18 protein-coding genes and 1 pseudogene are annotated in these 22,827 nt (G+C 58.8%); 10 read left to right on the top strand and 9 right to left on the bottom strand.

Annotated features, from left to right (window positions below; translation table 11 throughout):
• Positions 1–27: 27 nt before the first annotated feature.
• Both KZO83_RS00870 and metE read right to left on the bottom strand, forming a co-directional pair.
• The gene (locus KZO83_RS00870; RefSeq protein WP_247619415.1) at positions 28–816 is read right to left on the bottom strand and encodes a COG3650 family protein; all 789 of its coding nucleotides are present in this window, start codon (positions 814–816) and stop codon (positions 28–30) included.
• Between the two features lie 164 nt (positions 817–980).
• The gene (metE, locus tag KZO83_RS00865) at positions 981–3,266 is read right to left on the bottom strand and encodes a 5-methyltetrahydropteroyltriglutamate--homocysteine S-methyltransferase (protein WP_247619414.1); all 2,286 of its coding nucleotides are present in this window, start codon (positions 3,264–3,266) and stop codon (positions 981–983) included.
• A 163-nt stretch (positions 3,267–3,429) separates the two neighbouring features.
• Between metE and KZO83_RS00860 the strand changes: the two genes are divergently transcribed.
• Positions 3,430–4,344 (top strand): LysR family transcriptional regulator, encoded by a 915-nt coding sequence (locus tag KZO83_RS00860; protein ID WP_178998564.1) that lies wholly within the window; start codon positions 3,430–3,432, stop codon positions 4,342–4,344.
• Positions 4,345–4,403: 59 nt separating this feature from the next.
• On the opposite strand, the gene KZO83_RS00855 is transcribed toward KZO83_RS00860, so the two are convergent.
• A complete protein-coding gene (locus KZO83_RS00855; protein ID WP_247619413.1) occupies positions 4,404–6,047 on the bottom strand; it encodes an ATP-binding protein in 1,644 nt (547 codons plus the stop codon).
• A 5-nt stretch (positions 6,048–6,052) separates the two neighbouring features.
• On the bottom strand, positions 6,053–6,772 hold the full coding sequence (locus KZO83_RS00850; protein ID WP_247619412.1) for a response regulator: 720 nt from the start codon (positions 6,770–6,772) through the stop codon (positions 6,053–6,055).
• A 545-nt stretch (positions 6,773–7,317) separates the two neighbouring features.
• Between KZO83_RS00850 and KZO83_RS00845 the strand changes: the two genes are divergently transcribed.
• From KZO83_RS00845 to gnd, 8 genes and pseudogenes are all read left to right on the top strand, one after another.
• A complete protein-coding gene (locus KZO83_RS00845) occupies positions 7,318–10,251 on the top strand; it encodes a ribonucleoside-diphosphate reductase subunit alpha (protein WP_247619411.1) in 2,934 nt (977 codons plus the stop codon).
• Between the two features lie 136 nt (positions 10,252–10,387).
• Complete coding sequence (locus KZO83_RS00840) at positions 10,388–11,644, top strand: ribonucleotide-diphosphate reductase subunit beta (protein ID WP_247619410.1); 1,257 nt, start codon at positions 10,388–10,390, stop codon at positions 11,642–11,644.
• Between the two features lie 104 nt (positions 11,645–11,748).
• Complete coding sequence (locus tag KZO83_RS00835) at positions 11,749–12,165, top strand: TIR domain-containing protein (protein ID WP_247619409.1); 417 nt, start codon at positions 11,749–11,751, stop codon at positions 12,163–12,165.
• The gene (locus KZO83_RS00830; RefSeq protein WP_247619408.1) at positions 12,162–13,115 is read left to right on the top strand and encodes a caspase family protein; all 954 of its coding nucleotides are present in this window, start codon (positions 12,162–12,164) and stop codon (positions 13,113–13,115) included. The genes KZO83_RS00835 and KZO83_RS00830 overlap by 4 nt, the downstream gene beginning before the upstream one ends.
• 42 nt (positions 13,116–13,157) lie before the next feature.
• A complete protein-coding gene (locus KZO83_RS00825; protein WP_247619407.1) occupies positions 13,158–13,658 on the top strand; it encodes a hypothetical protein in 501 nt (166 codons plus the stop codon).
• 359 nt (positions 13,659–14,017) lie between these two features.
• Positions 14,018–15,325, top strand: a complete 1,308-nt coding sequence (locus KZO83_RS00820) for an anti-phage deoxyguanosine triphosphatase (protein ID WP_247619406.1) — start codon at positions 14,018–14,020, stop codon at positions 15,323–15,325.
• A 27-nt stretch (positions 15,326–15,352) separates the two neighbouring features.
• Positions 15,353–15,487, top strand: a pseudogene (locus KZO83_RS00815) (ribonucleotide-diphosphate reductase subunit beta); the annotation flags it as partial.
• A 125-nt stretch (positions 15,488–15,612) separates the two neighbouring features.
• On the top strand, positions 15,613–16,590 hold the full coding sequence (gene gnd, locus KZO83_RS00810; protein WP_247619405.1) for a phosphogluconate dehydrogenase (NAD(+)-dependent, decarboxylating): 978 nt from the start codon (positions 15,613–15,615) through the stop codon (positions 16,588–16,590).
• A gap of 51 nt (positions 16,591–16,641) precedes the next feature.
• Here the strand turns inward: gnd and KZO83_RS00805 are convergent, their stop codons facing one another.
• Positions 16,642–17,556 carry a LysR substrate-binding domain-containing protein gene (locus tag KZO83_RS00805; RefSeq protein WP_247619404.1) on the bottom strand — a complete coding sequence of 305 codons (915 nt, stop codon included), beginning with the start codon at positions 17,554–17,556 and terminating at the stop codon, positions 16,642–16,644.
• Positions 17,557–17,777: 221 nt separating this feature from the next.
• On the opposite strand from KZO83_RS00805, the gene hglS reads away from it, so the two are divergent.
• Positions 17,778–19,145: a 2-oxoadipate dioxygenase/decarboxylase HglS gene (hglS, locus tag KZO83_RS00800; protein ID WP_247619403.1), complete on the top strand. Its 1,368-nt coding sequence runs from the start codon at positions 17,778–17,780 to the stop codon at positions 19,143–19,145.
• Here the strand turns inward: hglS and KZO83_RS00795 are convergent.
• From KZO83_RS00795 to KZO83_RS00780, 4 genes are all read right to left on the bottom strand, one after another.
• Entirely contained in the window at positions 19,142–19,897 is a 756-nt protein-coding gene (locus tag KZO83_RS00795; protein ID WP_247619402.1) for a M15 family metallopeptidase, read from the bottom strand. The two genes, hglS and KZO83_RS00795, sit on opposite strands and share 4 nt — an antisense overlap.
• 28 nt (positions 19,898–19,925) lie before the next feature.
• Positions 19,926–21,203 (bottom strand): TRAP transporter large permease, encoded by a 1,278-nt coding sequence (locus KZO83_RS00790; protein WP_418904297.1) that lies wholly within the window; start codon positions 21,201–21,203, stop codon positions 19,926–19,928.
• Complete coding sequence (locus KZO83_RS00785) at positions 21,203–21,709, bottom strand: TRAP transporter small permease (protein ID WP_247619400.1); 507 nt, start codon at positions 21,707–21,709, stop codon at positions 21,203–21,205. Before KZO83_RS00785 ends, KZO83_RS00790 begins: the two co-directional genes overlap by 1 nt.
• A gap of 66 nt (positions 21,710–21,775) precedes the next feature.
• Positions 21,776–22,810, bottom strand: a complete 1,035-nt coding sequence (locus KZO83_RS00780) for a TRAP transporter substrate-binding protein (protein WP_247619399.1) — start codon at positions 22,808–22,810, stop codon at positions 21,776–21,778.
• Between the last annotated feature and the right edge of the window lie 17 nt (positions 22,811–22,827).

Genomic DNA, 22,827 nt, shown 5'->3' with positions numbered 1-22,827 from the left:
CCCATGGCTCACGCGATGGCGCACCACTCAACGCGTTCGCTCGATGCCCTGCCCGCAGCCAACCCAGGTGCGACCGGCCTCCTCGACACGTACTCGCACGGGATACGGCTTGCCGCTCATGCTGTCGAAGCAAGCCCGCGCTTTGAGCTCGACGGTCACCGGTGCGTCGGCGCCGCTAGCCTCGAGCGTCATGGCAGCCTGGTGGCCATTGTCGAGCCGCGTGACCCGATAATTCAGCGTACGCTTTTGCTCACCGTATTGCGTGACCAGCGTGAGTTGCGGCGTTTCGCGATCGAGTTCGAGCGTCCATCCGGGCTCATTGCCCTGCCCCTTGAAGATCGCATCCGGAGCGTCGGCGCGCGTGATCGCATCGCGTCGAGCATCTTGCTGACAGGCGAGCTGGCCGTTATCGCTTTCGACGTGCGCCTCGTCGCCCTGCTGAGCGAACGTCAGCGTGCCTTTCCGGTAGCGTTTGCCCTCTGTAACCACGCTTCGCTCGAGCGCGTAGTACCCCTGAGCCGACCATAACCGCAGATTATCCCCGGGCGAGGCCGAGATGAGATCCTGTGCCGGTGTGCAACGCCAGGACACGAATGCTTCCGCACCATCGGCAAAGAAGGCGCTCGGCAACAGCGGCGACTTGGGGGTGTCGTCGCTCTCGTCCGGCTTATCGAGACGCGGCGGCGGGGTGAAATCGTCTCCCGAGGCGTCGCTTACCTGTGGCGGCTTCTCGGCACTCGCGCAACCGCTCAACACGGCAACGCACACCACACCCGACAAGACGTGCTTCGCACGCCGAGACATTCTGGGGAACATTCAGCTTCTCCTTGCTGGTCAGGACCCGCCCCACATCAGCGGGGCATGTTGCATGCGATATCGATCAATCAAAGAAGGCCGATAGCATACCAGTCCTGATGCCATGAGAAACGCGCCGCCGAGCGGTGGCTCGACGGCGCGTTCATGGCATCAACACAGCAAGCTTAAGCGTGGCGGCGACGCAACGCCTTGGCCGCATCGACCATATTGGCCAATGCCGGTTCGACTTCCGCCCAACCACGCGTTTTCAGGCCACAGTCCGGGTTGACCCAAAGCCGTTCGGCGGGAATCTTCTCGGCGGCTTTTTCCATCAACTGCACCATCCACTCCACCTCGGGAATGTTGGGCGAGTGGATGTCGTACACGCCCGGGCCGATCTCGTTGGGGTAGGCGAAGTCCTGGAAGGCGTCGAGCAGCTCCATGTCCGAACGCGACGTCTCGATGGTGATCACGTCGGCATCCAGTGCGGCGATAGCGGCGATGATGTCGTTGAATTCCGAATAGCACATATGCGTGTGGATCTGCGTCTCGTCACGGGCGACGGCCGCGCTCAACTTGAAGCTCTCCACCGCCCAATCGAGGTAACGCTGCCATTCGCCCTGCCGCAGCGGCAAACCTTCGCGCAGTGCCGGCTCGTCGATCTGGATGATCTTGATACCCGCCGCTTCGAGATCGGCGACTTCGTCACGCAAGGACAAGGCAATCTGACGGCACGTGGCCTCGCGCGGCTGGTCATCGCGCACGAAGGACCACTGCAGAATCGTCACTGGCCCGGTGAGCATGCCCTTCATGGGCTTGTCGGTGAGCGATTGCGCGTACTCGCTCCAGCGCACCGTCATCGGGCCAGGGCGACTCACATCACCGAAGATCACCGGCGGTTTCACGCAGCGCGAGCCGTAACTTTGCACCCAGCCAAAACGCGTGAAGGCAAAGCCATCCAGCAGTTCGCCGAAGTATTCGACCATGTCGTTACGCTCGGGCTCGCCGTGGACCGGCACGTCGATATCCAGGGCGTCCTGGCGCTCGACGGCGTGAACGATCTCCTCGCGCATGCGGGCCTCGTAGGCCTCACGGCTCAGCTCGCCGTTCTTGAAGGCGCGGCGTGCGCCCCGGATAGCCTGCGTCTGCGGGAACGAACCGATGGTGGTGGTCGGAAACAGCGGCAGTTCCAGGTGACGGTGCTGTGCCTTGGCGCGTCCCTCATAGGGGCTCGCGCGCTCGGCATCGGCGGCGGTGGTGCCCGCCAGACGCTCGCCCACGGCGGGCTTGTGAATGCGCGGGGAGTTGCGGCGTGCTTCCAGCGCCTGTGTAGCGGCCTCTAGACGAGCAGTATCGTCCGGGGTCGCACGGCCATCGAGCAGGTGCGCCAGGGTGACGATTTCGTCGAGCTTTTGACGGGCGAAGGCCAACCAACTTTTGAGTTCGGCGTCGAGGTCGGTTTCCGCCTCGAGATCCACCGGTACGTGCAGCAGCGAGCAGGAGGCCGAGATCCAAAGGCGCTCACCGAGACGCGCACGAGCGACTTGCAAGCGCTCACGCAGTGCCGCCAAGTCGGTGCGCCAGATGTTACGTCCATCGATGGCGCCGATGGACAGCACCTTATAGGTAGGCAGACGGTCGAGTACGGCGTCGAGCTGTTCGGGCCCGCGTACCGTATCGATATGCAGGCCGGCGACCGGCAAGCCGGCGGCCAGGCCCAGGTTGTCACCCAGAGCGCCGAAATAGGTCGCCACCAGCAGCTTGACCCGTACGGATTGCAACTTGTTGTAGGCGGCCTCAAAGGCCTGGCGCCAATCGCGGGGCAAGTCCTGCACCAACGCCGGCTCGTCGAGCTGCACCCATTCGACGCCCTGCGCCGCCAAACGCTCGAGTATCTCGCCATACACCGGCAACAGCGCATCGAGTAGCGTCAGACGGTCGAGCCCTTCGCTTTTTTCCTTGGCCAGCCACAACCAACTGATGGGGCCCAGCAACGCTACCTTGACTGGGTGCCCCTCGGCCTGGGCTTCGGCAACTTCGTCGAACAAGCGCGTGGAGGCCACCCGGAAGCGTTGATCGGTATGCAGCTCGGGGACCAGGTAATGGTAGTTGGTGTCGAAATACTTGGTCATCTCACAAGCCGCCGCTGTCTCGCCGGTGGGCGCTCGGCCACGCGCCATGCGGAACGTCGTATCCAGATCGACCTCGCCCTCGACGGTACCGAAACGCGGCGGCACCGCTCCCAGCAACGCGCTGACATTGAGCACCTGGTCGTAGAAAGCGAAATCGCCCACGGTGACGAGATCGAGCCCCGCATCGCGACTGGCTTGCCAGTGCGCGGCACGCAGCGCCTTGCCGCGTTGCTCTAGCGTGGCCTGGTCGATGTCGCCTTTCCAGTAGGCCTCGACGGCCTTTTTCAACTCACGGTTCGCGCCTATGCGTGGATAACCCAGAACGTGTGCCAGCGCCATCGTGTTTCCCCTTGCGGTATGCGGCTAGAATGAGTGACTTTCAGTAATAAGTGACTTCGTGGTCACGGCAGCGCCGTGATGTGCTGGCGGGCAGTCTCGCTGGCGGCAGTGCGTGAATCAAACTAAATTAATTAATCATCAAAATGAACGGCTCTCATACACCATGCTCGAGCTTCGCCATCTCCGCACCTTGATCGCATTACGTGACGCCGGCTCGCTCGTCGAGGCCGCCGAACGCGTGCATCTCACCCAATCGGCGCTCTCGCATCAGATCAAAGATCTCGAAGAGCGCCTGGAAACGCCCCTGTTCCAGCGCAAGACACGTCCGGTCACCTTCACGCGGGCGGGCGAGCGTCTGCTCGCGCTGGCCGAACAGATCCTGCCGCAGATCCGCATGGCAGAACGCGACCTGGCACGCCTGGCGGGCCATGAACAAGGGCGTTTGCACATGGCCATCGAGTGCCATAGCTGCTTTCAATGGTTGATGCCGACCATCGATCATTTCCGCGATCACTGGCCGGAGGTCGAGGTCGACATCCCCAGCGGCTACAGTTTCGATGCCTTGCCGTCACTGGCGCGGGAGTCTCTGGATTTGGTGATCACTGCCGACCCCCAGCCGCTGGCCGGGATTCACTACGAGCCGTTATTTCGTTACGAAGGACTCCTCGCGGTGGGCAAGCAGCATGCCCTGGCACGCCGCGACTGGGTCACGCCGGAACAACTGGCCGACGAGACACTGATCACCTACCCGGTGGAGCACACGCGCCTCGACGTCTTCACCCAGTTCCTGACACCCGCGGGCTTCACACCGGCCGAGGTGCGTACCGCTGAGCTGACGATCATGATGATGCAGTTGGTCGCCAGCGGTCGGGGGGTCTGCGCGCTGCCCAATTGGGCGCTCACGGAGTATCTGGAGCGCGGTTATGTGCGCGCCCTGCATCTCGGCGAGCAGGGGGTATGGAGCACGCTATTCGCAGCGATTCGCGAGGAGAGCCGTGACGAGCCATGGATGGAGGACTTCCTGCGCACCGCGCGCGAGACCTCCTTCTCGGTACTCGAGGGGATCAAGCCGGCGTAGCCGCGTCTCGTCGCCACGCTTTCACGCCAGCGCTTGCGGCATATGCAAGCCTGCCGAGGTCAAACATCGCCTAGGCGGCGCCCCCACAGGTGGCGCGGCTCACCCTGGAGCATATCCGACGTCGGCAACAACAGGCTGAAGCGCGCCCCGCCGAGGCGTTGGCTGCGTTCGACCACGACGCTGCCGCCATGCCAGGCCATGATTTTCTGTACGATGGAAAGCCCCAGGCCATAGCCGCCGGAGCGCCGCGTACGGCTATCATCGAGACGCGCGAAGGGCTTGAAGATCAACAGGCGGTCGGCTTCGGGCACCCCCGCGCCGTCGTCTTCGACATCCAACCGCACGGCCCGGGCTTCCCGCGTCACGCTCACATGGATATGCCCTTCCGCATGGCGGCAGGCATTGGCCACGAGATTGGAAAGCGCGCGCTGCAGATAGCGCGGATCAGCCTCGACATCGACGTCCTCGCCTTCCAAGACTTCCAAGCGCAAATGCGCGTGCAGCGGCGCCAGGGTATCGACCACGCGATGAGCCATGGCGCGACAATCGGTGGTCTCGGTGGCGAGCTGGATGCCCTGGGCGCTGTCGCTCCCCAGGCGGGCATAGGTCAGGATCTCATCGACGAGTTGATCGAGTTCCTCGATATCCCCGTCGATGTCCTGCAACTGACGCCGCACCACGGGTTCTTCGGTCATGTCTTCGACCATCTGCACCGCGAAACGAATGCGTGCCACTGGCGTACGCAATTCATGGGAGACGGCGCGGATCATTTCCTGCTGTGTACGCAACAACGATTGCACCTGGGCCGCCATGCCATTAAAGGCCATCCCCAACCGCCCGAGAAAGTCATTGCTCTCGACCTTGACGCGGGTATCCAGATGGCCCCCGGCGATGCGAGTGGCGGCACGCTCCAAGCGCTCCACGCGCCCTTCCACACCGCGCACCACGAAGTAGATGGTGCCGGCCAACACCAGCAACATGATGCCCAGCAAGACCAGCGCCAACGAAATGGGCATCGGTTCGAAAGACGGTATGGGGCCGATACTGAGCCAGCGATCCGCTCCCAGCCGTGCGTGCACATAAAGCACGCCGAGCCCCGGCTCGAGGCGCACGACGACTTCACCTCCCTCGAGGCGCGACTGCTGGATAGGATCGACACCCGAAGGTGGCGTCGGCGAGACCTCCAGCGGGATCTTGAAGACACGCTGAAGGCGCGCCAGACGCTCGGCACGCTCATCTTCCGAGACGCCGCTGAGCCACGTTCGAAGCGCCTCGGTCGCGCCGCGTAACTGCATCTCTTTGAGCCCACCGACACGCACTTCCAGCAGCCAAGGCGCATCCGGCAGACGCCGCAGCACCGACCATGCCGCGTCATGACGCTCGATCAGCGGCCGTCCTTCATTGAGCCGCGAGCGGTCGAAATAACTTAGCGATACGCCATCGATGGGGTGCAACGTCATGGGAACACCCAGCGTCGACGACATCGACGCCAGCCATTCGTCACGCTCGTCGACCGGCTGCTCGGCGGCCAGATGCGCGAGCACCTGCATCGGGCCGCTGGCCAAACGCTCGCGGTAATTCTCCTGACGAACCTGGTCGACCACCAGATACCCCAGCAATGCGAGTCCGAATGTCAGCACCAACGCCAGCAACAACAAGGCGTAAACGCGCAGGAAAGTGCTGTCCGACAGGGTTCGCCGCATCAACGTTAGCTATCCTTGACGAACAGGTACCCTTTACTGCGCACGGTCTTGATTCGGTGCGGTTGGTTGGGATCGTCGCCGATCTTGGGCCGAATACGCGAGACCCGTACATCGATCGAGCGATCCTGACCGTCATACTTAATGCCCCGCAGCTGCGAAAAGATTTCCTCGCGGGTCAGTACGCGGCCGGCATTGCCGGCCAACAGCCACAACAGGTCGAACTCGGCACTGGTCAAGTCGATACGCTCATCGTTGAGCCAGGCCTCGCGCGTAGCGCTATCGATGAGCAGATCGCCGAAGTTCAGCCGGGTGGCGCCGCTGGCGGCGTCCAGAGCATCGGCCCGGCGCAGCAGGGCGCGCATGCGTGCAAGCAGTACGCGCGGCTGCACCGGCTTCGGCACATAGTCGTCGGCGCCCATTTCGAGCCCCAGCACCTGATCCATATCGTCGGTACGCGCGGTCAGCATGAGAATGGGGCCGGCATAGTGGGAACGTACGCGGCGACAAATGGAAAGACCATCCTCGCCAGGCAACATGAGGTCGAGAATGACCATATCCGGCTGCTCGTCGAGAATACGTTCCACGGCACGTGCGCCGTCGTATTCCAGATCGACCTGGAACTCATTCGCCTCGAGGTACTCCCGCGTCAGATGCGCCAGCCGCTCGTCGTCCTCTATGATCAGGACGTGATCGTGATGTCTGCTGCTGTCCAAGCTGTCATCCATCCCTTTACATTAGTGCCATGAAGCCCTGCCTACCTTCGGCCTTATCGTGCGAGTTCCGTTCGTCTTTATTTTGTATTCTTCGCGCTATCCAGAGCGACGCCGCCTGAATAAGCGGTGCGACAAAGGGGTGCATGCCGCCACTCCCTACCATAGCGGAAAGCCAGCGATGATACCCGAATTCACTCTCGAGTAGCTGTCGAGCATCATAGAGATCGCCACGCTGATTGAAAAATCGTCGCGTGGCAGCGAGTTATAGATATCTTGACGGAGCGCAAGAACAACCCCCAAGAGAGACACAGACTATCCACAGCTTATCCACTTGCGGCCCCTGAGAAACAGCTCTATCTTGTGCTCATCATCACGACCCACCCCATATATAGGGATCACAGTATTTCGCGTGCTCGTCCCGAATGGGCCTCTTCAGGCACGAAAATGCCGAGACAGGACGGCTAATTCGGCCATCGTCGCCATAACGCTCGACTTCTCACGATGCGACATGAACGGCGGCACCTTTTCCCTTGGACCCGTAACGACAGGAAGGCGTCATGGATACCACTCTTTCTTCCCCTGACAAGGCGTCAGTAGACATCACCGCACCGCAGCGACTGCGTGTCATCAAGCGAGGCGGTGATGTCGCGGCCTTTGATGGCAGCAAGATCTCGGTGGCGATCACCAAGGCGTTCATCGCCACCGAAGGCGACAATGCCGCAGCATCGTCACGCATCCGTGACTTCGTACACGAGGCGACCCAGAGCATCGTCGATACCTTCCTGCGTCGCATGCCCGATGGCGGCACCCTGCACATCGAGGACATCCAGGACCAAGTCGAGCTGGCCCTGATGCGCGCCGGTGAGCAGAAGGTCGCCCGTGCCTATGTGCTGTACCGCGAAGAACATGCTCGCGCCCGTCAGCCCCAGAACGGCGATATCGCCAAACCGCACCCCAGCCTCAACGTCACGCAGGCCGACGGCACCGTGCGTCCGCTGGACCTGGGCCGAGTCGAGACGCTGGTGTTTGACGCCTGCGAAGGGCTCACCAACGTCGAGCCACAGAAGATCGTCGACGCGTCGCTGAAGAATCTCTATGACGGCGTTTCCATCGATGGCGTGTCGCAAGCGCTGACGATGACCGCGCGTACTCTGGTCGAAAAAGAACCCAACTATACCTACGCCACCGCGCGACTCTTGCAGGACAACCTGCGGCGCGAGGCACTCTCCTTCCTGGATATCGCCGACGAAGCGACTTACCAGGAGATGGCCGAGCTCTACGCACCGGCCTTCAAGGCCTACATCGCCAAGGGCATCGCGTTCGACCAGCTCGATCCGCAGCTTGCCGAGTTCGATCTCGAGCGCCTCGGTGCGGCGCTGGATCACACCCGCGATGCCCAGTTCACCTATCTCGGCCTGCAGACGCTTTACGACCGCTACTTCCTGCACCATGACGACATCCGCTACGAACTCCCGCAGGTGATGTTCATGCGTGTCGCCATGGGCCTGGCGCTCAACGAGGATGATCGCGAAGCGCGGGCCATCGAATTCTACGAGTTACTCTCGAGCTTCGACTACATGGCCTCCACGCCGACGCTATTCAACGCTGGCACCGTCAAGAGCCAGCTCTCTTCGTGTTACCTCACCACCGTGCCCGATCAGCTCGATGGCATCTACGGCGCGATTCGCGACAACGCCATGCTCTCCAAGTGGGCCGGCGGCCTGGGCAACGACTGGACCCCGGTACGCGCGCTGGGCTCCTACATCAAGGGCACCAACGGCAAGTCGCAGGGCGTGGTGCCGTTCCTCAAGGTGGTCAACGATACCGCCGTGGCCGTCAATCAGGGCGGCAAGCGCAAGGGCGCGGTCTGCGCCTATCTCGAGACCTGGCATCTCGACGTCGAGGAATTCCTCGAACTGCGCAAGAATACCGGCGACGACCGCCGCCGTACCCATGACATGAACACCGCCAACTGGGTGCCGGACCTGTTCATGAAGCGGGTCTTCGACGACGAAGAATGGACACTGTTCTCGCCGTCCACCTGCCCCGACCTACACGACCTGTACGGCGCCGCCTTCGAGAAGCGCTACACCGAGTACGAGGAAATGACCCGCAACGGACAGCTCAACCTGTTCAAGCGCGTTAAAGCCAAGGACTTGTGGCGCAAGATGCTGTCCATGCTGTTCGAAACCGGCCATCCGTGGATCACCTTCAAGGACCCGTGCAACCTGCGCAGCCCGCAGAACCATGCCGGCGTGGTGCATAGCTCCAACCTGTGCACGGAGATCACCCTCAATACCTCGGCGGACGAAATCGCCGTTTGCAACCTGGGCTCGATCAACCTGGCGCAGCACATCGTCGACGGTGAGCTCGATGGCGACAAGCTGAAGAAGACCGTCAAAACGGCCGTGCGCATGCTCGATAACGTCATCGACATCAACTACTACGCCGTGCCGCAGGCCGAGCGCTCCAACTTCAAGCACCGCCCGGTGGGGCTGGGCTTGATGGGCTTTCAGGACGCACTCTACAAGCGTGGGATCGCTTATGCTTCTCAGGAGGCCGTTGAATTCTCCGACACCTCGATGGAGCTGATCAGCTATCACGCCATCGAAGCCTCCAGCGATCTGGCCGCCGAGCGCGGACGCTACCAAAGCTTCGAGGGATCGCTATGGAGCAAGGGCGTGCTGCCCATCGACTCCATCGCGAACCTGGCCGAGGAGCGCGGCGCCGACTATATCGAGGTGGATACCTCTACCACGCAAGATTGGTCGCGTCTGCGTGACAAGGTCACCAGTCAGGGCATGCGCAACTCCAACGTCATGGCGATCGCGCCGACCGCGACGATCTCCAACATCTGTGGCGTGACGCAGTCCATCGAGCCGACCTACCAGAACCTGTTCGTCAAATCGAACCTTTCCGGCGAGTTCACCGTGGTCAACGCCTACATGGTCAACGACCTCAAGGAACGCGGCCTGTGGGACGAGGTCATGATCAACGATCTCAAGTATTACGACGGCTCCGTGCAGCCCATCGACCGCGTGCCGGACGACCTCAAGGCCCGCTATGCCAGTGCCTTCGAGGTCGAGCCCAAGTGGCTGGTCGAAGCCGCCGCGCGGCGCCAGAAGTGGATCGATCAGGCCCAGTCGCTGAACCTCTACATCGCCGGCGTCTCGGGCAAAAAGCTCGATGTCACCTATCGCATGGCCTGGTTCCGTGGCCTCAAGACCACCTATTATCTGCGCGCGCTAGGCGCCACCTCGGTGGAAAAATCCACCGTCGATCGTGGCAACCTCAATGCCGTGGGCAACGCCGATAGCAGTGCGGCGCCGTCGACTCAGCCCGCCGCCAGCGGCGCACCCAGCCCAGCGGCCAGTGGCGCCTCCGGCGAAGCGCGCGGCATCGACGACTTCCTGAACGGCAAGAGCGGCAGCGGCTCGCGAGCCCCCTCGGCGGGCGATATCGACGAACTCGGCTGCGAGGCTTGCCAGTAAACCCGGCCACGGGCTACGAGCTTCGGGCAGCGAGCCGCTCGAAGCTCGAAGCTCGAAGCTCGAAGCTCGAAGCTCACCAAAGTCTAGCCACCGGCGTCATACCTTGACGCCGCCAGCGAGAGAACAGGACAGACATATGTTGAACTGGGACGAATTCCACGAAGACACGGTTGATGACGAGAGTGCCGCCGCCAAGCCTCAGAAGCCCGCGCCGGCCACTAATCCGGCAGCACAACCTGCTGCCCCGGAACCCGAGCAGGTGCGCGAAAGCGCTTCACGCTACCAGGTGGCCGATGAAGACCGGCTAGCGCGCGCCCGCAAGTCGCTGGACGAACTCGATGTCGCCGCTGGTTTGGAAGAACTGGAAATGGGGGCGGCGCGTATCGAGGTCGACGACAAGAAGATGATCAACGCCCGCGCCGACCTCAACCAATTGGTGCCCTTCAAGTATGAGTGGGCGTGGCAGAAGTACCTGGACGGCAGCGCCAATCACTGGATGCCGCAGGAAGTGAACATGAACGCCGACATTGCGCTGTGGAAAAGCAATGACGGCCTGACCGAGGACGAGCGTCGCATCGTCGAGCGCAGCCTGGGCTATTTCTCCACCGCCGACTCGCTGGTCGCCAACAACCTGGTGCTGGCGCTATATCGCCTGATCACCAACCCCGAATGCCGCCAGTACCTGCTGCGCCAGGCGTTCGAGGAAGCCATCCATACCCACGCTTACCAGTACTGCGTGGAATCGCTGGGCATGGACGAAGGCGAAGTCTTCAACATGTACCGCGAGGTGCCCTCGGTCGCCGCCAAGTCGGCATGGAGCCTCAAGCACACCCAGTCGCTGGCGCGTCCGGACTTCCACACCGGCACGCCGGAAACCGATCAGGAGCTGTTGCGCAATCTGATCGCCTTCTACTGCGTGACGGAAGGCATCTTCTTCTATTGCGGCTTCAGCCAGATCCTCTCCATGGGTCGGCGCAACAAGATGACCGGCGTCGCCGAGCAGTTCCAGTACATCCTGCGCGACGAATCGATGCACCTGAACTTCGGCGTCGACATGATCAATCAGATCAAGATCGAGAATCCACACTTGTGGACGCCGGAATTCCAAGATGAAGTCACGCAGATGATCATCGAGGGCACCGAGCTGGAAATCGCCTACGCGCGCGATTCCATGCCGCGCGGCGTGCTGGGCATGAACGCCGCGATCATGGAGGAGTACCTGCACTTCATCTGTAACCGCCGCCTGGCGCAGATCGGCCTGAAGGAGCAGTATCCCGGCGCCGACAATCCCTTCCCGTGGATGAGCGAAATCATCGACCTGCGCAAGGAGAAGAACTTCTTCGAGACCCGCGTCACGGAATATCAGGTCGGCGGCGCGCTAAGCTGGGATTGAGTACTGATTAGCATCTGACTGTCCTGCTAGTCATAGATAGCAGGACAGTCAGAAAACTAACTGGAAGCTATGTCAGATTAAAAACCCATACAACAAGGAAAACCATGTCTAAAACCTGCCACCTTTTCATAAGTCACTCTTGGGCATACTCTGACGCTTACGACAAGCTGACCTCACTTTTAGACAACCATCAAAATTTTTCATATAAAAATTTTTCAGTGCCCCAAAACAACCCTATCCATACATCAGGCACGGACAAAGAGCTTGCAGAAGCAATAAAAAACAAGATTTCGCGCTCTCATGCCGTCATTATATTAGCTGGCGTCTACTCTTCGTACAGTAAGTGGATACAAAAAGAAATCATAATAGCAAATCAAGAGTTCTCAACCCCTAAATCAATAATTGCCATTGAGCCATGGGGATCAGAGCGCACATCAAGAATCGTCAAAGACAACGCTGATATCATTGTCAAGTGGAATACCATTTCGATTGTTAATGCAATCAACAAGGTGGCAAAATGAAAAAAGCACTCATCGTGGGAATAAACCACTACGATCACGTGCCTCCATTATTTGGTTGCGTCAATGATGCACATGAAGTCAAAGCTGCACTAGAGAGAAATAGCGACGGAACCGTAAACTTCTCTACAAAACTACTCACCTCTGATGGCTCAGAAAGCTCAATTACCAGATCCGACCTTAGGAAAAACATCCAAGAACTATTCGAAGGAGATAGCGACTGTGCGCTTCTTTTTTTCGCTGGCCATGGCTGCCTTGACTCTACAGGAGGGTATATAATAGCCAGCGATGCTGAATCTGGTGATGAAGGAGTGCCTTTAAATGATGTGGTGACATTTGCCAACCAGTCTAACGCAAGAAATCGCTTGATAATTCTTGACAGTTGTCACTCGGGAATCGTTGGAAACAGATCAGGTTGCATGCAAACAGCCGAGATTACCGAAGGCGTAACCATTCTCACTGCCTCTACCGCTAATCAATATTCTTCGGAAGAGAATGGCTCAGGGATTTTTACCCAGCTATTCGTTGATGCTTTATGTGGCGCCGCTAGCAACTTGGTTGGTGAAATAACGCCTGGCAGCATTTATGCTCACATTGATCAGTCCTTGGGCCCTTGGGAACAAAGACCAGTATTCAAAACTAACGTTACTAGATTTTTTTCGCTAAGAACAGTCCAGCCCCCGATAGCTTTACCAGACCTCCAACGAATAACAGAACTCTTCCCAACCCCAGGCTTTGAGTTTCAACTAGACCCTAGCTTCGAGCCGGAAAGCGATGAGCCTAACACTAAAAACACTGAACGCTTTGCAGTTCTGCAACGAATGAACAGGGTAAATCTCGTTACTCCTATTGATACCATCCACATGTATCACGCAGCTATGTCAGGAAAATCCTGCAAACTTACAGTTCTAGGCGAGCACTATAGAAAGCTTGTGAAAAATGGAATGATATAACTACAAACAAAGTCTTTACATGGGAAATCGGCGAATCTTAGAATGAGCAGTATCTACCAAAAAAAGTTCTGGAGAGAGCTAGACCAACTAAAAATCCACGTCTACTACCTTGAACTGTATCTCGAAAAAACGGAAAACACGGAAAGAGGAATAAACATATTCCTAGCAGCGGCATCAAGTGGCAGCATCGCTAGCTGGGCTGTATGGAACAACTTACAGCTCCTATGGGCGACAATAATAGCAGCATCTCAGTTCATAAATGTCATAAAGCCGCACTTGCCATATTCGCTACGACTCAAGTCATTAAGCTCCCTAACAAACGAACTCGAAAGTCTTTTTATATCAATGGAAAACCACTGGTTCCATATAGCCGAGGGTAGGCTTACAGAGGAGGAAATTCACAAGCTTCACATAGAAATTAAGGAAAAAAGAAGGCTGTCTATACAAAAGCACTTAGGCAAGGCATCCCTGCCCCATAATGAAAAAATAATGGAAAGAGCGAGACAAAGCGCAAAGACCTACTTCATCAACTTCTATGAATAGCGGAGACTACTATGCAAGACAGAAACTCAAGAAAACCACAACCCTCCCCTCGCAGAGAAAAAATGAATGAAGATCGAGGGTTAAAACCTACAACATCGGGCACTCCAATGCCAAAAACCAAGCCTCCCAAAAAAGAAAACTAGCCTCTATCACAACGGCAATGCAAAGACATAATCCTGGCAAGATAACTCGTCACTCTCCACGAGGAAAAAACTTCTTCGAGACACGAGTAACCGAGCATCAGGCCAGCGGCGCGCTGAGCTAGGATTTATATAAAAATCTATGGCTGGTTTCGTGCCTTAAGCCAGCTATCACAACTTGGACGGAAATTAGTAATCCTCAGCTTTGGAGGTATATCCATGTGGAACGAAAGAAGACGATACGAAGACGGCTACCAGCGAAAAGCTTTTAATTCTTTCACAGAAGACAGCGAAGCTCAAAGAGATCGTGCCCGCATCATTCACTCTGCAGCTTTTAGACGACTTCAATCTAAAACCCAAGTTCTTGGAATCGGTGAAAATGATTTTTACAGAACAAGACTAACACATTCTATGGAAGTAGCCCAGATAGGCTCCGGCATCTGCGAAAGTCTTAGAGAAAAACACAAAAGCCAACCTCATTACCTCAAATTCATACCAACTTTGAGTCAAATTGAAGCAATTTGCCTATGCCATGATATAGGCCATCCTCCTTTTGGACATGGTGGTGAGTTAGCCTTAAATTACTACATGCACTCTCAAGGGGGATTTGAAGGTAACGGCCAAACCCTAAGAATAACAAGCAAACTAGGCGAATACTCACCCAAGCATGGAATAGACCTCACCAGAAGAACAATGCTTGGGATTTTAAAATATCCAGCACTACACAGACAAGTAAGCAACTACCAATTTATAGATAAAATTTCTACTCTAAATATAGATAACATCAAACCACCAAAATGTATACACGATGAAGAAATCGACATTTTAGAATGGGTACTACTCCCCTTCTCAGATACAGACACTAAAACATTCCTTGAGGTAAAGACTAACAATAACTCTCACCATAAGAGTTCGCACAAATCATTTGACACTACAATAATGGAGTATGCTGACGACATAGCTTACGGAGTTCATGATTTAGAGGATGCATTAGCGCTTGGCCTTATATTAAAAAAAGATTGGGATAATATGGTTGAAGAAAACCTCGACCGTGAAAGCCTGATTGCAAAGGAAAAAGATTTCTACGATGCGAAGCTATTCTCCGACTCCAACAAAGAAAGAAAACATGCAATCAGCAAACTTGTCGGCCACTTCATAAAAAACATCACAATCACTGAGAAGACTTCTTTTTCGTCCCCAATGCTTAGATATCAAGCTGAAATGCTCGACTCTGAAGAAAGGCTTCTGGGTTCCCTCAAGCACTTTATCTATGAAAATGTGATAAAAAAACCAGAAGTACAAACGCTCGAATACAAGGGTCAGCAAATAATAATCAGAATATTCGAAACATTGCAAAAAAATCCAAAGCGTCTGTTGCCAACATCTACTTACCAAAAATACTTAGAGGCGGAAAATAAAAACAGGGTGATTTGTGATTACATATCAGGCATGACAGATAGTTACGCCACAAAACTGTATCATAAGCTTTTCAGTCCTGACGTTGGCTCAATCTTTGATAGAATGTAGACGGCTATGGTTTCATCTATAGCTAAAATTCAGCAGCAGTACCCCGGCGCGGAGACCCCGTTCCCGTGGATGAGCGAGATCATCGACCTGCGCAAGGAGAAGAACTTCTTCGAGACGCGCGTCACGGAATACCAAGTCGGCGGCGCGCTGAGCTGGGATTGACACCTCACATGTGAGGTTTCGAGTGGGCCGTGTCATGCGACATGGCCCGCTTTGCGTCATGCACTCGGTATCGGTAGGCTTGCCGCCGTTCCCACTCCCTACCCGACATCGCGAAAGGTAAGAACATGCAACTCGGTATCATCGGACTCGGCCGCATGGGCGGCAATATCGCCCGACGCTTGATGCGCGGCGGCCACGACGTCGTCGCCCATGACCGCGATCAATCCATCGCTTCGGCGTTGATCGAGGACGGTGCCGCCCCGGCGGACTCCTTGGCGACGCTGGTGGATCAACTGGAAACACCGCGCGTGGTATGGGTCATGCTGCCTGCCGGCGACCCTACCGAGGAAACGGTCAATGCCTTGGCCGAGCGGATGGACGCCGGCGACATCATCATCGACGGCGGTAACACCTTCTACAAGGACGACATCCGCCGCGCCAAGGCGCTGGCGCTCACGGGCATCCATTACGTGGACGTGGGCACCTCGGGCGGCGTCTGGGGATTGGAGCGCGGCTATTGCATGATGGTCGGTGCCGAGCAAGAGATCTTCGCTCATCTCGACCCACTGTTCGATACCCTGGCGCCCGGTCACGGTAACTTGGAGCGCACGCATGGCCGCAACGCGCCCCATGACAGCGCCGAGCGTGGCTATATCCATGCCGGCCCGGTCGGTGCCGGCCACTACGTGAAAATGGTCCACAACGGGATCGAGTACGGCCTCATGCAAGCCTACGCCGAAGGCTTCGAGTTGATGCAGAGCAAGTCATCGCCGGACCTCCCGGAAGACGAACGCTTCGATCTCAACCTCGCCGACGTAGCCGAAGTCTGGCGTCGCGGCAGCGTGGTCTCATCCTGGCTGCTCGACCTCACCGCCCAGGCCCTGACCGGCGACCCCAAACTCGATCATTACTCCGGCGCCGTCGCCGACAGTGGCGAAGGCCGCTGGACCATCGACGCCGCCGTCGAGCAAGGCGTCGCCACCCCGGTGCTGGCCAACGCCCTGTTCGCGCGCTTCAACTCGCGCAAGGACAGCACCTACGCCAACCGGCTGCTCTCCGCGATGCGCTTCGGCTTCGGCGGCCACGTCGAACCGCCGAAGTGAGCGCTGATTGAAAGCCGCGGCGCCTGCCGCCGGAAGCGCCGGCGGCAGGCACTAGCGCGACGCCCCGGCTGGCGCATCCACCTCGGCACACGTCAGCACATGAGTGACGAAACGGCGCACACGCACGAGTTCGCCGAGGTGCTCGGGGTGCACCAGGTAGTAGGCGTCGGGTCCCTTGAGGACGTGAGGCCAGGCCAGGGACAGGCGGCCTTCGGCCAGCTCGGTGTCGACGAAGAAACGCGGTACCAGGGCGAGACCACCGCCGTTCATCGCCGTGCGGATCAGCATCTGGAAGGTCTCGAAGCGAGTGCCGTGGTAACTGCGCTCGGTGGTGATGCCCTGGTCGGCGAACCAGCGGTGCCAGGCATCCGGGCGCGTGGAGAGGTGCAGCAGGCGACACTCGGCCAGGTCGGCGGCGCTCGTCGATTGCCGTCTGGCCAGATAGTCCGGTGCGCCGACCACGACCACCTCCTCGTCGAACAACTTGTGGCACTCCAGTTTCGGCCAGCGACCATGCCCGTGGAAGACGGCCACGTCGATACCTGCCTGATCCAGGTCGAAGGGCTCGACATGGTCACTAACGCTGAGGTCGATGTGCGGGTTGGCGTTCAGGAAATCGGGCAACTGGCGGGCCAACCAGCGGGCCCCGAAGGTCGGCAGGCAGGCCACCCGCAGCACTTCGCCCTGCCCGCTGTAGCTCATGATCGCGTTCGCTGACATCTCGATCCGTGCCAGAATCTTGCGTACTTCAGTAAGGTACAGCGCGCCCTCCGGCGTCAGCACCAGGGTGCGGCGCACACGCCGGAACAGCTTGTGCTGCAGGTACGCTTCGAGTTGCGCCACTTGCTTGCTGATGGCGCTCTGGGTAATGCTCAGCTCGTCGGCGGCACGTGTGAAACTCATATGCCGTGCAGCCGCCTCGAAGCACTGCATGGTGATGGTCGAGGGCAGGTGGCGTGCCGTCATGCGTCTTTTCCTCGACGGAATGAATTCGCAACGCTCATGCTGAAATCTCATGCCCCAGGCTTTATTTAAAGCACTCAAGCGTAATACATGAGTTAAAGGAATGGGTAGCGCGCTTTTTTTCGTTTGCCGATGCGATGGGGGCTCTGGTCTCATCACCTCCATGATGGACACCGCGCTCACGAACGGCGCTGGGCCCTTGTTCGACTTGAGAGGTACCTCCGATGACAACCCTCGTTTCCCATCACGAGATTCGTGACCGTTTTTCCAGGGCCATGTCGGCCATGTATCAGGCCGAGGTGCCGCAGTACGAAACCCTGCTCGAGCTGGTGGCGGAAGTGAACCGCGAGATCCTCGAGCGCGACCCCGAACTGGCCGAGCGACTCGCGACCCACGACGAACTGAATCGTCTCGGCGTCGAGCGGCACGGTGCCATTCGTGTCGGCAGCGCCGAGGAGCTCGCCATGCTGCGCCGGTTGTTCGCGGTGATGGGCATGGTTCCGGTGGGCTACTACGACCTCTCCGAAGCTGGCGTGCCGGTACATTCCACCGCCTTCCGGCCCATCGACGACGAGGCCCTGGCGCGCAACCCCTTCCGTGTCTTCACGTCCCTGCTGCGCCTGGAACTGATCGAAAGCCCCGAGTTGCGCGAGCGTGCCGCCAGCATTCTCGCCGCGCGTGACATCTTCACGCCCAGCGCACGAGAGTTGATCGAACTCAGCGAGCGCCAGGATGGGCTCACCGACGAACAGGCCGACCGCTTCGTGGCCGAGTCGCTGGAGACCTTTCGCTGGCACAAGGACGCCACGGTGGACTTGGACACCTACGAGGCACTGCATGCCGAGCACCGGCTGATCGCCGACGTGGTCTGCTTCCACGGGCCACATATCAATCACCTGACGCCGCGCACCCTGGACATCGACGAGGTCCAGCGGCGGATGCCGGCGGCGGGAATGAACCCCAAGGAAGTCATCGAAGGCCCCCCGCGTCGCGCCTGCCCGGTCCTGCTGCGCCAGACCAGCTTCAAGGCTCTGGAGGAGCCGACCCGCTTCGCCGGCGATCGCCAGGGCACCCACACCGCACGCTTCGGCGAGATCGAACAGCGCGGCGTGGCGCTGACGGCCAAGGGACGCGCCCTCTACGACCGGCTGCTCGGCGAGTCGCGCCGACGCACCGCCGGCCTGAGCAACGAGGCGCACCAGCGCGTGCTGGCCGAGGTCTTCGCCGATTTCCCGGATACCGAGGTCGAACTGCGCCGTCAGGGCCTGGCCTTCTTCGAATACCGGACGACCGAGGCGGGACGCGAGGCCGGCGCGATCGCCGAGACCGCGGTCGAGCGGTTGATCGAGCAGGGACTGATAACGACCCGACCGATCACTTATGAGGATTTCCTGCCGGTCAGCGCGGCCGGCATCTTTCAATCGAATCTCGGCGGTGACGGCAGCGAGGCCTATGCCGGTCACGCCAACCGCGAAGCCTTCGAGGAGGCACTTGGCGCGCCGGTCACCGACGAGCTGACGCTCTATGCCGAACGCGAGCGGAGTTCTCTGGATGCCGCTCTGACGTCTCTGGGCATCCCGCCAGTCCGCTAGGCGTCCTGCCCGAGCGAACGCCGCCAGCGAGCCTCCAGGCTATCGGGGCCGCTGGGGCCGAATAGCGCGCGGGATTCGCCGCGGTACCAGGCCCACATCTGGTCGCCGTAGCTGTAATGCCACCACTCGCTTGGCAGGTTGGCGAACCCGGCATCGACCATGGCGTGATAGAGAATCCGCCGCCGATCACGATAGGTGCGCGTGTCGGCGTCAACGGCGTGGTGCTCGAAATGCACGGTATGCGATGCCGCACGCGCCTCGTCGAAGGCAGACCCCATGTCCAGCAGCAGCCCATCGGCATCGCACAGCGCCACGTCCACCGCGCCGCCGGTGAGATGCGGACTCGGCCGATCCACCCGCTCGCTGGGCGGCGAGACGAACGCCCGGGTCATGGCTCGCCGATCCGACTCGTCGAGATCCGCATAGCGTGTTTCCACCATTTCCAGCAGGGTGTCGTAGAGGTGGCGCTGCACGACGTAAGGTCGCCAGGCATCCAGCACTACCAGTCCCAGACCGTCCGGCAAGTGCCGCGCCACGTCGAGAAGCCGCCGATAGACCGCCTCCCGCGCCCAGCACTCGGGCACCGCCCCAGGGACGCCAAGCGCATGATAGATAGGGTGCACGCGTAAAGCCGGCGTCGCGAGGCTAAACGCATGTAGCGCCGACCCATCGTCGACGATGGGGATGGCAGCGATGGTCTCCCACTGTGGATCGGCGATGGGATCGATGGCACAAAGCGTCGAGTCAGTCACGTTCAAGCGATTCATTTTCAAGTTGAAGTCAGCCCAGAGTGTTGGGTAGCCAGGTGATCAGGCCGGGAAAGACGATCAGCAATAACAGCACCCCGACCGCTACTAGGATGAACGGCCAGATAGTGCGGAATAGCACGGTGATATCCAAGCGGCTGACCGCCGCAGCGATGAACAGGCAGGCTCCCATCGGGGGAGTGATCAAGGCGATGGTGATATTCAGCGTGATGATGATCCCCAACGCCACCGGATCGATACCAGCCGCCAGCGCCACCGGGGTAAATACCGGCGACAGCAGCATCAGCGCCGATACTTCCTCCATGAACATGCCGGTCACGAAGGTGATGGCACTAAGCAGCAAGAGCACGATCACCGGCGAGTCAATGAAGGGCTCGAGCAGGCTGGTGAAACGGTCCGGCGCCTGGGCATAGGCCAGCTCCCAACTAATCACCGACGAGATGCCGATGATCAAGAAGATGGCTGCCGTCAACCGTGTGGTCTCGATCGCAGCACGCCAGAAAGCCGTTAGACGCAGCTCCCCCATCAGCAGCCCGCATACCGCCACGTAGAGGACGGTCAAGGCGGCGGACTCGGTCGGCGTAACGAAGCCCAGCACGATGCCGGCGACGATGATGAACGGTGCGGCCAGCGCCGGAAGCGCTCCGCGTGCGGCATCGATCACTTCGTGTCTTGCCGGCAGCGAGGTGCGGCGCTCGAATCCCGCCCTTTTGGCATGCACGGCATTCATCGTCATGAACGCCAGTGCCAGCAAAAGACCGGGGACCACGCCACCCAGGAATAACTGACCAACCGAGGTATTGGTCTGCGCGCTATACAAGATCATGAAGATGCTCGGCGGGATGATTGGCCCGATCAGCGAGCTACCGGCGGTTAGCCCAGCGGCAAAAGCCGTGGAATACCCATCGCGCCTCATCGCCGGCACCAGCAATGCCCCCAGGGCCGAGGCATCGGCAGCCGCCGAGCCATTGACCCCGGACATGAAGACGCTCCCCACCACATTGACATGTCCGATACCGCCCCGCAGATGCCCCACCAACAGGCGCGCGACGCGCATCAAACGCTCGGTCATCCCACAGGCATTCATCAGATTACCAGCGAGAATGAACAATGGGATCGCCATCAGCGAAAAACTATTGAGGCCACCGAAGAACTGTTGCGGCATCATGCGCGCGATCATGCCTGGATCGACGAAAACGAAGCCCACCAGAGCGGTCACGATCAGCGTCAAGAAAAGTGGAATACCCAATAAGGTATTGGCCAGCAAGGTTGCGAACATCGCGGCGACCATCATGAGGCGTCCTCCGCAACGTCTGGAGAGGCATCACCGGCCTGGGGCAATGGACGAGGACCGTAAAGCAGTACCTGCAATGCAAGCAGGCCGAAACCCAGCGGCATCGCAAGCATGGGAATAGTACGGCTAATGCCCAACCCTTGGGAGGTGAAGTAGCTCACCGAGAAAGCGTAATGCCAACTCCACCAAGTCATGGCCGTGCACAGCACCAAGGTGAGCAGCCATTGATAGGCCAACAATGCACGTCGCGCGACGCCTTCCAGCTTGCGCTCCAGTAACGCCACTCGCATATGCTCGCCACGCACCCACACATTGCCGGCGATCAGCAATGCCGACGCGATCAAGCAGTAACGCGCAAGCTCGTCACTCCAGATGGGCGCTTGACCAACCAAGTAGCGCGTCACGACGCCATACAAGATATCGATTAGCGTGACCAATAACGCCAACCCTCCCAGGCCGGTCGTGATCCGCCCCAGCAGCGATAATAAAGTGTTTCGGAACATAGCGATTACATGGTACGACCGGCATGACCGGTCGTACTCCTGGCATCCGAGTGAATAACGTGAGGATCAGTCGCTGAGCAGGTCGCTTTGGCCGGCATCTTCGAGCGCCATCTTGATCCACTCGTCGCCTATCCCCTGCTCTTCAAGCCACTCGATATAGGCCGGCTGACCTTTTTCACGAAAAGCCGCCATCTCTTCATCGCTAGGCTCGATCACCGTCATGCCATTATCGGCAAGAAACTGGACGCGCTCGTCGACCCGCTTCTCGACATCTTCACGGTTGAGCTCATTGGCTTCCTCGACGGCTGAGTCGATGGCATGGCGATCGTCCTCGGAAAGCCCCTCGTACCAACTGCCGTTGGCCACGAGGAACTGATCGGAGTACTGCACGTTGGCCCGGGTGAAGTATTTCTGCACTTCGTAGAGACTGCCCATGATGATGTACATCGGCGGGTTCATCTGGCCATCGGCGACATTGGTCTTGAGCGCCATGTAGGTATCGGTCCAGGGAATCGGCGTGCCAGATGCACCGAAGGCCTCATAGAGCGCGACTTGGCTAGGATCCATGGCACGAAAGCGCAGTCCTTCGAAATCATCGGGGCCCTTTATTGGCCGCTTGGAGTTCGTAAACCCGAGAAAACCACCCTCCTCGATCACGCCAAGCAACTCGGCACCAGTACGCTCCTTGAGAGCCTGCTCGACCTTGTTCCAATAATCGCCCTCGTCGAAAAACTCATGAGCGGCGTTGTAATCATCGAACAGGAAGGGGGTAGCACTGACATAGATTTCAGGAACGATCGGTGACAAACCGGCGAATGAGGCGATGTTAAGGCTCGGCGTATTAGCGACCTGCTCCATGCGCTCCTGTTCTTCGCCAAGCATGGAGTTGGGATATAGCTTGAGCTGAATATCGCCGTCGGTTTTTTCTTCCACTAGCCGCTTGAGATTGGACGCAAACAGGTGGACCGCATTCTTGTCGGCATCGGAGGGTCCGTTATAGCTCAGGTTGATGGTCGTGGCCGCATTGGCCAGGCTCGCCGTCGTCAGCAAGCCTGTAATGGCTGTTGTGAGTAACACGGGACGCAGCATCGAGAAATGCATGAAAGAGACTCCTTGTT

This window comes from Chromohalobacter moromii (assembly GCF_023091865.1).
Lineage (GTDB): Bacteria > Pseudomonadota > Gammaproteobacteria > Pseudomonadales > Halomonadaceae > Chromohalobacter > Chromohalobacter moromii.
This window is presented reverse-complemented; position numbering and strand designations above follow the sequence as displayed.

Coding starts and splice junctions, on each gene's coding strand:
- KZO83_RS00835 (WP_247619409.1), top strand. CDS start 11,749: ATGTCTAAAACCTGCCACCTTTTCATAAGTCACTCTTGGGCATACTCT.
- KZO83_RS00830 (WP_247619408.1), top strand. CDS start 12,162: ATGAAAAAAGCACTCATCGTGGGAATAAACCACTACGATCACGTGCCT.
- KZO83_RS00780 (WP_247619399.1), bottom strand. CDS start 22,810: ATGCATTTCTCGATGCTGCGTCCCGTGTTACTCACAACAGCCATTACA.
- hglS (WP_247619403.1), top strand. CDS start 17,778: ATGACAACCCTCGTTTCCCATCACGAGATTCGTGACCGTTTTTCCAGG.
- KZO83_RS00845 (WP_247619411.1), top strand. CDS start 7,318: ATGGATACCACTCTTTCTTCCCCTGACAAGGCGTCAGTAGACATCACC.
- KZO83_RS00860 (WP_178998564.1), top strand. CDS start 3,430: ATGCTCGAGCTTCGCCATCTCCGCACCTTGATCGCATTACGTGACGCC.
- KZO83_RS00850 (WP_247619412.1), bottom strand. CDS start 6,772: ATGGATGACAGCTTGGACAGCAGCAGACATCACGATCACGTCCTGATC.
- gnd (WP_247619405.1), top strand. CDS start 15,613: ATGCAACTCGGTATCATCGGACTCGGCCGCATGGGCGGCAATATCGCC.
- metE (WP_247619414.1), bottom strand. CDS start 3,266: ATGGCGCTGGCACACGTTCTGGGTTATCCACGCATAGGCGCGAACCGT.
- KZO83_RS00855 (WP_247619413.1), bottom strand. CDS start 6,047: ATGCGGCGAACCCTGTCGGACAGCACTTTCCTGCGCGTTTACGCCTTG.
- KZO83_RS00825 (WP_247619407.1), top strand. CDS start 13,158: ATGAGCAGTATCTACCAAAAAAAGTTCTGGAGAGAGCTAGACCAACTA.
- KZO83_RS00805 (WP_247619404.1), bottom strand. CDS start 17,556: ATGACGGCACGCCACCTGCCCTCGACCATCACCATGCAGTGCTTCGAG.
- KZO83_RS00840 (WP_247619410.1), top strand. CDS start 10,388: ATGTTGAACTGGGACGAATTCCACGAAGACACGGTTGATGACGAGAGT.
- KZO83_RS00785 (WP_247619400.1), bottom strand. CDS start 21,709: ATGTTCCGAAACACTTTATTATCGCTGCTGGGGCGGATCACGACCGGC.
- KZO83_RS00870 (WP_247619415.1), bottom strand. CDS start 816: ATGTTCCCCAGAATGTCTCGGCGTGCGAAGCACGTCTTGTCGGGTGTG.
- KZO83_RS00790 (WP_418904297.1), bottom strand. CDS start 21,203: ATGGTCGCCGCGATGTTCGCAACCTTGCTGGCCAATACCTTATTGGGT.
- KZO83_RS00820 (WP_247619406.1), top strand. CDS start 14,018: ATGTGGAACGAAAGAAGACGATACGAAGACGGCTACCAGCGAAAAGCT.